Annotated in this window: 7 protein-coding genes; 2 read left to right on the forward strand and 5 right to left on the reverse strand. The window is 37.6% G+C overall.

Annotation, left to right across the window (positions count from 1 at the left end; all coding sequences use genetic code 11):
* Window positions 1-5 precede the first annotated feature (5 nt).
* The gene (locus tag KFE94_08705) at window positions 6-4,496 is read right to left on the reverse strand and encodes a T9SS type A sorting domain-containing protein (GenBank protein UTW68177.1); all 4,491 of its coding nucleotides are present in this window, start codon (window positions 4,494-4,496) and stop codon (window positions 6-8) included.
* Window positions 4,497-4,781: 285 nt separating this feature from the next.
* Between KFE94_08705 and KFE94_08710 the strand changes: the two genes are divergently transcribed.
* Together KFE94_08710 and KFE94_08715 are read left to right on the forward strand one after the other, a co-directional pair.
* The gene (locus tag KFE94_08710) at window positions 4,782-5,936 is read left to right on the forward strand and encodes an aminotransferase class I/II-fold pyridoxal phosphate-dependent enzyme (protein UTW64770.1); all 1,155 of its coding nucleotides are present in this window, start codon (window positions 4,782-4,784) and stop codon (window positions 5,934-5,936) included.
* Between the two features lie 106 nt (window positions 5,937-6,042).
* Window positions 6,043-7,755 (forward strand): chloride channel protein, encoded by a 1,713-nt coding sequence (locus tag KFE94_08715; GenBank protein ID UTW64771.1) that lies wholly within the window; start codon window positions 6,043-6,045, stop codon window positions 7,753-7,755.
* Here the strand turns inward: KFE94_08715 and KFE94_08720 are convergent.
* The 4 genes from KFE94_08720 to rseP all read right to left on the reverse strand — a co-directional run bounded on the left by KFE94_08720 (window position 7,752) and on the right by rseP (window position 12,984).
* The gene (locus KFE94_08720) at window positions 7,752-9,461 is read right to left on the reverse strand and encodes a TonB family protein (GenBank protein ID UTW64772.1); all 1,710 of its coding nucleotides are present in this window, start codon (window positions 9,459-9,461) and stop codon (window positions 7,752-7,754) included. The genes KFE94_08715 and KFE94_08720 overlap by 4 nt on opposite strands.
* Window positions 9,458-10,756 (reverse strand): cation:proton antiporter, encoded by a 1,299-nt coding sequence (locus KFE94_08725; protein UTW64773.1) that lies wholly within the window; start codon window positions 10,754-10,756, stop codon window positions 9,458-9,460. Before KFE94_08725 ends, KFE94_08720 begins: the two co-directional genes overlap by 4 nt.
* Window positions 10,757-10,819: 63 nt before the next feature.
* A complete protein-coding gene (locus tag KFE94_08730) occupies window positions 10,820-11,638 on the reverse strand; it encodes a hypothetical protein (protein ID UTW64774.1) in 819 nt (272 codons plus the stop codon).
* A complete protein-coding gene (gene rseP / locus KFE94_08735; protein ID UTW64775.1) occupies window positions 11,635-12,984 on the reverse strand; it encodes an RIP metalloprotease RseP in 1,350 nt (449 codons plus the stop codon). The genes KFE94_08730 and rseP overlap by 4 nt, the downstream gene beginning before the upstream one ends.
* Window positions 12,985-13,036: the final 52 nt, after the last annotated feature.

Below are 13,036 nucleotides of genomic sequence, written 5' to 3' on the forward strand. Positions count from 1 at the left end.
GATGATTACTTGTTACTCTTCATGAATTTGATGATTTCAGTTGTTCCATCCTGATATTGAATTTGAACAAAGTTGAGCCCGGTATTTAAACCAGAAATATCAATTTGTGTTCTTTGGGTACTCAATACAGGCCTTCCATAGCCATTCAAAATAGTTGCCTTCAGGATTTCTTTTTCAGAAATAATCTGGATCACGGTTGTTGCTGGATTTGGAGCAATATGTGCTGGACTTACCTGAGCAAAAGTTCTTTCTGTGTTGAATTTATCTTCATTAGAAGAAGTTTCATTCGTAGTCCAATCTTCTATGTGTACATCAGCATTTCCTGAGTTTGGCTCAAGGTGTGCTGAAGTGGTTGGATTACAATCTTCAACATACATCCATGCGACTAATGCATCAGGAGCTTCATTAGTTACCCACCATTTGTTCTCATAGATTTTTCCATTGTAGAAAACTTTTGTTCCTGCTGTAGCATAAACTGCGTTGGTATCCCATACTTCATACCCACAGCTTGCCGATAAGTCAGGACCTCCGTTACAGTATGAGATAAATAACCAAACATTATTTGACCCAGGAACCTCATTTGCTGCTGCGTACCACTGATTTTCATAGATACGATTGTTCCATGAAACCTGTGTGCCTGGAGTTGCATATACCTGAGCTTGCCACGAGCTTACACTACATGTTGATGTGTCTGCGTTGATGGTAAATAAAGATTGAGCGGTTGTAGTGGCACTGTCATTATCCATTGCAGAGATAGAAAGTGTATGCGAACCAAATACAGTTGGCGTATAACTTCCTGAATAAGTACTTCCATTTGAGCTTAATGTTACAGCTGATCCATTGATGGTAGCCGTAACCGTTTGTACAGTTCCATCAGTATCTGTCGCATCAAAAGAAACATTGATTGCACTCAAACTTGTTTGATTAATAGAACTTCCATTTGCAGGAGTTACAGCAGTAATTGATGGCGCTTGATTACTTGTTGGTGCTACAATATTGAATACTGTTTGTGATGTGCTAGAAGCATTGTCATTATCGGTAGCAGTAATTGAAAGTTGTTGTACACCATAAACAGTAGGTGTAAAAGAACCTGAATATGCATTTCCAGTATTTGTTAATGTGATGTTGTTACCATTAACAGTAGCACTTACAGTTTGAATCGTACCATCCACATCGTTAACTGTAAATGATATTGCTACAGAAGCCAATGAAGCTTGATTAATATTACTGCTATCAGCGGGAATAATTGCACTAATAGTTGGTGCTACATTGCTGATGGTAGTATCAGTCCCGCAAGTTCGGATATATTCCCAAACCTGATTTGATCCAGGTGCTTCGTTTTGTGTCCACCATTTGTTCTCATATAACTTGTTGTTGTAAACCACTTCCTGACCTGCAGCTGCATAAATATCAGAAGCTGACCATGCATTCACACCTTCACAACCAGTTGCATTGCTCGCATCAATAAGCGTGACGTTAATCACATCTGAAATACTATTTCCTGAATTCTGAGCCGTAGCGGTAAGTGTATAATTTCCAAATGCTGCTGGAACCCAGTTTCCGGTTGAACCATTAAAAGTGTTTCCTGAAACAGTCATTTGAATATTGGTAAGTACATTATTTGGATCAGAAACATTCAAGCTTAAAGGAATAGTATCTCCAATATGGATGGCTATAGTATCTCCATCATTTGGCGTGCTGAAAGCAATACCGGTCACATTGTTACACTCGTTTACATCAATTTGGAACGGAGACATATTTGCACATCCTAATTCAGTTGGATTATCAGATCCATCTAAAGCCATTCCAATACCTAAGATATCTGTATATCTGTCAAAGTGTGCGATTCTACCCAATACTTTTGGAGATTCTGTACCTGAATTACATTCAATTGCAGGATTAATAATGTTAACTGTTGCACCAAATCCAGGTACAATTCCAGCTGATACTTGCGCTGCAGTTGGTTGCCAGTTTTCTACCATGATATCATGTGCAGATGGTTTTGGATATTGTGGAGTCATCCAAAACCAGATCGCGGTTTGAAAAGCTACAGCTCCATCCAGTAAAACGTTTTCCGGATTATCTAATAATACTTGCTTGTCTCCATAAAGGAAAGCACTCACTTGTCCATAATTGGTATTCCAGCTTAATTGAATTGGGCCTCTACCATGGTAAGATTTACCAGGTGTTGGTGGATATAACGTACTTCCGGCATCAATATATCCTAATGAACCTCCATTACTATATCCTTGCTCTTCGTTGAAATACAATCCGTAAGAATATTGTCCTCCAGGAGCTGTTGGCCATCCGCCTGTTGTTTCCTGAGAGATGTTTGCCAGAAATGCCATGATTTCTCTTTGTTGATTCTCTAATGTGCCATCGTTACCGAAAGAACCGTAATCCACTTCTTGCGTAATAATTGACGCATTACTTGTCGCAAATCCAGCATCTTCTCTAATCACAATTGAATTAGAAGTTGACTTGTCAATTCTCGTAATCTTGTAAATGTTTGTTCCACATCTTCTTTCAAAAACAATCTTGATGTTTGCCATTCTATTAATAGCTTCAACAAAATTTGCGTAGCTATAGAAGTCTCCGGTTCCTGCGTTATTTGAACCTACACCAAAACGATGTGGGAAGAACTGATCCCATAAAGCTGAGGTCATAATATGAGAAATTCTATTGGTAGCTGTGTCATTAGAGATATTCACAGTTAATGAATCTGTAGCAGAAGCCGTATCATTATCTGTTGCATTTACAAGAATGACATAGTCACCATATGCATTTGGTAATAGATTGTAAGAATACGTATTACCATTTTGAGTGAAGTTTACAGGTTGACCGTTCAATTCGAATGAAGCATTGGCAACAGAACCATCTAAATCTTCAATTTTAATTGAAACAGGAACAGTTGTAAATGTATCCTGAGAAATTGTTGTGTCCTGATTCGGAGCTAAGAATGAAATAGCCGGAGGATTGTTTGAAGGAACATAATTCCCAGAGAATACTTTGTTTATTGTATTTACTAGTGGTGCAGTAGTGGAGGGAGCATGTGGTAACTTGTTGGCATATGTTGCTGTAACTGTACCAGGATTTAAATCTCCGAAAGTCTGCCATACAATCACTCCCGCGATGTTATTGCTATCCACATACTTTGCTTTTTCAGTAATTGAGTTTACATCATCGTAGCTCAAAAAGAAGTTGCCTTTTGTTAGATAAGGAACCTTAGCTTCATTATCCCAATGGTAAGTCCAACCAGACATATTATCTAAAATGTAATCGTAGTTTGGTGTTCCATCAAATGCACCCCAATTGGTATAATCCGCAGCGGTCATAACCGGTCCGTCCGGATTTACATTCTTTTGAACTTTAACTGTAGGTGCATTTAAACTTGCAGGACCGTTGGTAATGACACCACGACCATAGAACCCAACGCCCATGTTAATTTTAGAAGGAGACACCCCTTGACTTACTAAATATTGGAAAGTAGTGTGCCATGATAAACCTGCGGTTTCCTGGTTGGTGTATGGATATAAAGGTGAGTTATGACCTGCTTTATTAGACCATCCACCATGCATGTCATAAGACATCATGTTGTAATAATCCATTGTGGTATTCAAACTTGTCCAGTTAAATCCAGCTAGTTTTACAGGATCTGCGTTAAACGCAGCTGAAATTAATTTGTTTGGACCGATGGCAGCACGTAGCTCAGCCATTAATGTAGTGAAATTTGCGTAATCTGCATTTGAACCTGTAAAGTTCATACCTGCAAATGGACCTGGAAATTCCCAGTCGATGTCAATACCATCAAAATCATAGTCGTTTACAAGTGTTACACAATCTTGAATGAATTTACTTCTCTTTACAGAATCAGCTGCCATTTCAGGAAAATGTTTACTCATACTCCAGCCACCGATAGAAGCCATTACTTTAACGTTATTGTCATGAGCCAAAGCGATTAAACCTTTTTTACCGTTTGGTTTTGGTAATGGAAGTGGGTAAGATCCTGTGGTACCATCCGTATGAATCCATCCTGAGCCATTTCCTTTATAACCATGATCCTGGTAAGCCCAATATTGTGCATGATTGGGTTTTGTGTCCAGATCATCTGGTAAATACTGGATAACTTCTAACTCTCCATCACGAAGCCATAAATCCCAGCTTGAGTAGATGTCTGTGTTAAACATCGCAGCCGGTTGTTGAACCTGACCAGATAAGTGTATGTTTTGGTTTCTAAAATCGCCACTGTGCAAAGACCCGTCATTGGCTACGCCAAAAAAGGACCAGTTAAGAATAGTATACTGAGAATAATCGATATTTAGTTGGTTAAAAAAACCAGCGGGAACGCCATGATTGGTACCTTTCCAGGCATCCCAGTTTGTAAAGTATCCGATTATCTCTTTTTGGTGTTGATCTTTGGTAAACTGATAGTTTACCGTCTGCGCATTCAGGTAAAAAACCGAAATGAGGCTAAAAAATAGTAGTCTGTACTTCATAATTTTTGAATTTTGTAAAACTCTATTTACGGTCCGTAGGGGATTAAGTTCATTTTATTATGCATGTAGTACTAATTTGATGTGTGAGATTTATAACCATCCATCTTTTGTCACAGTAATATCATGGGATCACGGTAAAGTGTTAAAAAACCTTAAATTCTTTAGGGTGCAATCTGAAATATGAGCAGAAATGAAACTTTATTTAAGTAGAATATGAGGTGGAAGAAGGTGTATAATTGAAGAATAAATTCGACTTAATTCTATATTTGGGTAAAATCCAGTTATATGAATTATCCAGAGCCTATTTTTTCTAAACTACCCAATATTGGTACGACCATTTTTTCTGTTATGTCTCAACTGGCAGCAGAAGAAAAGGCGATAAATCTATCGCAGGGATTTCCAGATTTTGAAGTTTCCAGAGATTTGATGACTTTGGTATATGATCAAATGAAAGCTGGATTTAATCAATATGCACCGATGCAAGGTGACATAGGATTGCGAGAACAAATTGTTTCCAAGACCTATAAACTTTACGGACAGGTATACGATCCGGAGACAGAAGTGACCATTACCGCTGGGGGTACACAAGCTATATATACTGCGATAACTGCGTTGTTACACGAGGATGATGAAGTAGTGGTTTTTACCCCGGCCTATGATTGTTATGTGCCAGCTATTGAACTGACGGGTGCGAATCCTGTATTTATTGAATTGCATGCACCTGATTATAGTATTGATTGGGATGAGGTGAAGAAAATGATCAATCACAGAACGAAGATGATTATTATGAATTCTCCGCATAATCCTAGTGGAACAATTTGGAGTTCATCCGATATGGAAGAATTGGAAAGAATTGTGAGTGGAACCGGGATTATTGTTTTGAGTGATGAAGTATATCAGCATATCGTATTTGATGGAAAGGAGCATCAAAGTGTCGCACGTTATCCCGGATTGGCTGAACGTAGCTTTTTGATTGGTTCCTTTGGAAAGACTTTTCATATTACAGGATGGAAAGTGGGGTATGCGATGGCTCCAAAAGAATTGATGAAAGAATTTAACAAAGTACATCAGTTTGTAACTTTTGCAGTTAATCATCCGGTTCAAAAAGCCTTGGCAGAATACCTCAAAACAGAGCGTCATTATTTAGGAATTGCAGAAATGTATCAAAACAAAAGAGATTTGTTTATTGATGCGTTGAGTGGGTCCAGATTTAAAATTAAGCCATCGGAAGGAACCTATTTTCAATTATTGGATTACAGTGATATTAATGATGATATTGACACGGCATATGCGCGTGAACTGACTCGAAAATATAAAGTGGCTTCAATTCCTATTTCTGTGTTCTATAAAAATGAGAGCCCGGACAGAATGTTGCGATTTTGTTTTGCCAAACAAGATGAAACATTGATGAAAGCAGCTGAAATATTAAATGCGATATAATGGTGTATGGATTAAAATATAGTTTTGCGCTGTAGTGAAACAACTCAGTATCTATATTAAGAAGTTTTTGATCTGGCGCTCGAAGCATTTGTCAGATAAGCACTTTATGTATTTGCTGAGTATTGTGATTGGACTATTATCAGGGCTGGTGGCTGTAGTCATCAAAAGTTCAGTACATTTTGTAGAATATATCTTAAGAAATCTGGATCAAACGGTAGAAGATTATCTCTATTTCATCTATCCGTCAGTAGGAATTCTAATCGTGATTTTGATCCTTAAGTTTGTTCTCAAAGGAAAGATCGAACCAGGAATACCGAATCTTTTATATGCGATTTCCAAGGGGAATGGAAACATGGGAATCAAAGGGACCTTTTCAACTGTATTAACCGCATCTATAACTGTTGGATTTGGTGGCTCTGTAGGACTGGAGGGGCCAACAGCTGCGACTACCGGAGCTTTAAGTTCAAATATTGGTCAGTTACTTCGACTGGATTATCGAAAGAAAAAGATGCTGATTGGTGCTGCGGCATCCGGGGCGCTTGCTGCAATATTTAATGCGCCAATTGCGGCTATTGTATTTGCTTTAGAGGTGATTATGTTAGATCTGTCTGTAACCTCATTGATCCCATTACTTTTGGCATCTGCCAGTGCGACTCTGATGTCGAAGTTGTATTTTAATAATGATTTTTTATTTCATTTTAAGGAAATAGAACCATACTTCTTTAGCGATATTATTTTTTATGTGATTTTAGGAATTTTAACCGGATTTATATCTGTTCAGTTTACCAATACCTATTTCTACATAGAAAAGCAGTTTAATAAGATCAAAGGTGATTATACAAAACCAATTGTGGGTGGAATTCTGGTAGGGATTATGATTTTTACGTTTCCGCAATTATATGGAGAGGGATATCCTACCATTAATGCTTTAGTCGCAAATGATTTGGATACGGCCTTAGCTCCATTTACACTTTTTGATTTATCTGATAATATGGTCCTGGGATTGGTACTTTTGTTTTCGTTGCCAATTCTAAAATCGTTAGCTGCATCATTGACTTTAAATGCAGGGGGAATTGGAGGAATCTTTGCCCCAACCCTTTTTATTGGGAGTTCTGCTGGATTCATTTTTGGCTACGTACTTAATCTTATGGGTATTGAGAATGTTTCCAGAAGTAATTTCACTTTGGTTGGAATGGCAGGTGCAATGGCAGGTATTCTACAAGCACCTTTAACTGCCATATTCTTGATTGCAGAGATTACAGGTGGTTATACTTTGTTTTTGCCATTGATGATTACTGCAGTGATCTCATTCTTATCGGTTCGATATTTTACACCCTATAGTATTTATACCAAGCAGTTAGGAGCGAGAGGCGAGTTGATTACGCATCATAAAGACCGTGCAGTTTTGACTTTAATGCGTTTACAAAATGAGATTGAAAAGAATTTCTTACCGGTCCATGCATATGATAAACTAGGAGATTTGGTAAAGATTGTGGCACGTTCTTCACGGAATTTATTTCCAGTGGTGGATGAAAAGAACACTTTCCTCGGGGTGGTTAATTTGAATGATGTGCGTGAGATTATGTTTGATCGTGAAAAGTATGACAAGCTTTATGTTCATGAGTTAATGACCCCGGCACCGGAGTTTATTTATTTTACGGATACCATGGAAAGTGTCATGTTGAAATTCGATCAAAGTGGAGCATGGAACTTACCGGTGGTAGATGAAGATAGTAAGTATATCGGCTTTGTATCCAAGTCTAAATTATTCTCTGCGTATCGTAAATTGCTTCGTGATTTCTACGAAGAGGGAGATTAAATTCTAAAATCAATTTCTCTCACCACATAAGTAGGGATTGGAATACCATTAAAGGTTGCTGCATTCAACGGAGGAAAAGCTTTAATCATATTAATGGCAGCCTCATCCAGTCCATACCCTAATGACTTCAGTATTTCAATGTCACTAATGATTCCGATCTCGTCCACTTTATAGCGTAACAATACTGAGCCATTAATGTTAAGGTCTTTGGTTGCTTTAGGTACCTGGAGATGCGCACGGATATATTCCTTCTCCGAATAACTTCCTCCTTCAAATTCTGCAGGTTTGAGTTCTGGCCAGTATTTGTATCCAATATTGCGTTTGACTGGAAATACGAGTTCCTTTTTATCCTGGTAAGACAATTTAGATTCAATGATCTCCATTCCCGGAATTTCAGGGTAAAACCAGTAGTAAGTTTGGTGTGCATGTGTTTCAGCATTTTCTATAGTGATCCAGTCTTTCTCAGGAGGTTTATACCAGTTAGAATCAATTGTAGTTTCTGATTTGAAATCTTCTTCAGAGTTGATGTTTCCGAATGTATCGTAGTAGGTGAATTTGCCATCGCGATTACCATATGAGTAATGGAATTTCTGCATAATTTTATTACTTTGAATATGTTTCTGAATGCCATGTAGAAAACCATATTGGTAGTTTAATTCACCAACGAGCTCTCCATAGGAATCATATGCGCGCCAAATGCCATGACGTAAGCCGTCTTTCTTAGGGCCTTCCTCACGTTCCTTTGGTGCAGTTGAGGTTTTACGTACCAGATACGTTTGGTTTGGAATTCGATCGAAATCTACAGTGAGATATAATTTATGGTATGGAGAATATACCTTCCATAACCCAATGGCGGTACCATCTTTAAATGCGCCAATACCACTGATTTTACCACCAAGGTCATAAATGTTTAAAGAGTCATTTTTCAGACCGTTTTCATAAGTGGTTTTAGAGTATAAATTACCATTATGATAATAACGTTTTAAAATCCCATTTCCATTTCTAAATTCATCATTTTTTCGAGGCATGCCTCCTTCAGAATGTGAAGCGACTACAGATATGAGTTGACCTTCGGTATATTTGTAATGTTCCCAAATGACCCCGTTATCGTGATAAAGAATGTAAGAACCATCTAGTTTATCGTCTACATGTTGCGCATAATGGAAAATATTGAAGTTTTCAAAATAATACGAGAGGTTACTTTTGATGTGTTTTCCCTCATATTCATATTCGTGATTTAACGCAATAATTTCATTGTCATAATACTGGATGCATTGAATTGGAAACCCCTTAGGATTATAGACGATATCAATGGCTTTAGAATGGTTGAAATAGTATCCTTGCCAGTGTCCAACACGTTTTCCGTTGCTATACTGAAATTTAGCCTGAACATCCCCTTGAGGACCCCAAATAACCCATTCACCATGGGGCTGACCATTCTGATAATTGGCCTTCATTTTTTGTTGCCCATTAGGATAATACAAAGTCCATTTACCTGACATTAAACCATCTTTGGTATTTCCCTTAATGATGGTTCGGTTTTTATAAATCACCAAATAACGTCCGTTGGGAATACTGTCTTTGTTGGCGGTAACATCCGTTAAAATTTGTAGTTGATCGTTGACTTTGAGCTTAATCTGAGTGACGGTTTGACTATAGCTCAAAAGGGCGATGCCATAACTGATAATGAATAAAAGCCATTTCATGATTTAGGTGGGGTTTGATCCTTAATACCCAATTCATTTGCGGTGATATTGCTTAAGGAAGGTTTAGTGTTTTTCGGATTGGGGTCAAATAAATCTCCGTCAGGTTCTTCAGGACCTTTTTTATCTTTAATTAAAGACCAGGTCATTAATAAGCTAGTTGCCAATATGACGTATAATAGAATTCCATTCTCGAAACCCGGAATAGCGAATTCTTTGGGAATCGCAAAGAATAATAAAACAGTGATTAATCCTCTTGGAGCAATAAATACTTGTGGTAAGATATCTCGCCCAACAGTAATTCTAAGAAATAACCAGCGCAATCCAAAAGTCAGAATGAGGATTGCAGCGCTTTGAAAGAATACAGTGAAACTAACCAATTGACTCAATACAATTGTAGATCCAAAAATGACAAAGAAGAAGGTGCGAACCACAAATGCACTTTCTATAGTAATTAACCTGAAATCAATCAATATTCTTCTTATCGCACTGGGGTTTAAATACCCTTTTAAAGGACCCCTAAAAAAGACTTTGGGATTATTGATAATTAAACCAAAAACCAGAATAATCAGAAGCGATGAAAGGTGCTGCAATTTCCCTATTGCATACAAAAGAATAAGTACACTAATAAGCAAAAAGAGCTTGACTTCAGATTTGAGTTTCTGAAAAATGATAATCAAAACATAACTTGCGATGACAGAGATAGCGATAGTGAAGCCGACACTACTCCCTAAAGAAATCCAAAAAGAAGCATGTGGCTCCGGATCAAACTGTTGAATCATGAGGTAGAAAAACGTAATCCCTAAAATATCAGAGAACGTACTTTCATAAATCATAAACTCTTTTTTATCCTCATTTAATCCATGAACAGAGGGTAATACAATCGCACTACTCAGGATAGACATTGGAATAGCGTAGAGCAGTGACTTTTCAAATCCACCATGAAGAAATAAGTTTAATACGCCTCCAATTGCAAAGGAAGTAGCTACCAATCCCAATAGGGCGACTACAAAGGAACGCCATAATATGGGCCATTTTTCCCGTTCTAGTTTAAGATCCAGAGCGGCTTCTAATACAATCATTATAAGCCCTACAATTCCCAGGATTTCCAGTAGAGGCATGAGGTCTCGTTCAATGATATGAAATAACTGATCGACCTGATTGAGAATAACGCCTAATAAAATTAACAGTAAAACCGAAGGAATACTCGTTTTTTTCGAAATGAGGTTAAATAGGTAAGATAGGATTACAATTAGTGAAATTCCTATCAATAAATGGTATGGTGAAATTCCATTCATGGGCACAAGATAGAGAATATACAGGGATTCAAAAAAGAAAGATTTTGAATTTCCTACATTCTGTTATTGATTTTTTCCTAAATCCATCATGATTTGATTTCCGATCTGCAAAAAGCTGGTACCGATCAGGTAATCTAATTTGTTATCATATGATGATGAATTTAAAGTGGTCATTCCACTGGTGATTTCCTTGCCATTGACATCTGTAATAGTGTAATGTACTTTAATGATTCTTGGATAATTATCACTTTGAATATCCAGTTGATTGATGTTTTGCGGAATCACCATTTCATATTGATTGATAAATACAAATGTGTTGGCATTATAACGCTTATTCAACAAATACAAAAAGTCGGTATTCAATACATGTGCATTGGTATATTGTGGACGTGTTTCAGGATTACTCACGATTTGTCCATTTTCCATATAGGTGCCTTTTCTAGGCTCTGGTTTAGGATCTTTCTTTTTAATCTTCTTGGTCCATTTATCCAGAGTAGACTCTTTAGATTTTGGCTCTGGAAGAATTTCATATTTGTATTCCATAGATTCATATACAAAATCCATGTCTTCTCGATACGGAGAATAGCATTCAGGAATCACCCCGGATGGAACACTATCTGCAAAAGCCATGGCTACTTCTCGAGCTAAAGACAATAAAATGGTATCACGTAGTTTTTCAAAACTGATTTTATTTTCATCAATCATCTGACGATCAAAAAACGAATTATAAAGTTTATAATTCGCTGGAATTACCATGATGTCTACTTTTAAGGAGTCATCCGATAGTTGTGCTCTACGAGATTGTGTGTTGTATGAATCATCTTGTGCATTAACTACAGTTACGCTCAAGATCAATACAAGATATGCTATGAGTTGCTTCATTTTGATTCAAAAAAACTTGAGATGCCGCTCCAAAGATCGTTCCCATTTGCAAATACCATCAGTCCTACCAAAATAATAATTCCGGTCATTTGTGCATATTCCATGAATTTTTCACCCGGAGGTCTTCCAGCAATCATTTCGTAGATTAAGAACATCACATGGCCACCATCTAAGGCTGGGATCGGAAGAATATTCATAAACGCCAATACCATAGATAAAAATGCGGTAAGCCCCCAGAAACGTTGCCAATCCCATGAAGCAGGAAATAGGTTTCCAATGGTACCAAAACCACCAATTTGGGAAGCACCTTCCTTGGTGAATAGAAGTTTCATTTGGCGCACATAATTGGTCACTGTGTTTTCGGCTTCTTTATATCCAGCTGGTAAAGACTCAAAGAAGGTGTACGTTTTAGTTTCAAAGTTGAAAAACTTTGTCGCACTGGTATTTCCAACACCAATCTTTCCGTTTTCTGAAATTTCGACTGGGACTTTGATTAGTTGTTGATCTCTGATTAACCCAATGGTTACAGTCTCTCCTTTGTGTTTTCCGACCTGTCTAACGAAATCCGAGAAGTATTCTGCGGGTTGCCCGTTTACCGTAAGGAAAGCATCACCTTTTTGAATTCCGGCTTTAGCCGCAGTAGATTTTGGCAAAATAGAGTCAGCCACAAAAGGAATTCTTTCAGCGAAAGGATTTTTTTCTTTTCTGGAAAGTATCTGTGCTTCAAAATCACCTGGGATTTCAATGTCTATGTTTTGACCATTGCGATCCACCTGTAACGATTGGATATTTTCATCTAACAATAGCTCTAAGAAGATATCGTGATATGTGATGTCATCTGCAAGTGGTGTGTTATTGATAGCCGTGATTCGATCTCCATTTTTAAACCCAATTTCTTCCATATATGGACTCACATCTACACCATATTTAGCTTCATTGGCAGGTAAGTATGCTTTTCCCCAGGTAAAAAGAATCATGGCGTAGATCAAAATTCCCAGAATCACATTCACAGTAACTCCACCAATCATGATGATTAATCTTTGCCATGCGGGTTTTGTTCTAAATTCCCATGGTTGCGGATCTTGAGCCATTTGCTCGGTATCCATAGATTCATCAATCATTCCGGATAGCTTTACGTATCCACCCAGTGGTACCCATCCAATACCATATTCGGTATCACCTTTTTTGAATTTGAAAAGTGAGATCCAGGGATCAAAGAACAGGTAAAATTTTTCAACTCTTACCCCAAATAATTTGGCTGGGATAAAGTGTCCTAATTCGTGTAAAACTACCAAGATGGATAGACTCATGATGAGTCCAAGAGCCTTAATCAGAATTTCTTCCATGAATGCATTAAAAATTAAGCTGCAAAAGTAATCTAATCGATTGATTTAATAT

It is taken from the genome of bacterium SCSIO 12643 (assembly GCA_024398135.1).
In the GTDB taxonomy this organism is placed as follows: domain Bacteria; phylum Bacteroidota; class Bacteroidia; order Flavobacteriales_G; family Salibacteraceae; genus CAJXZP01.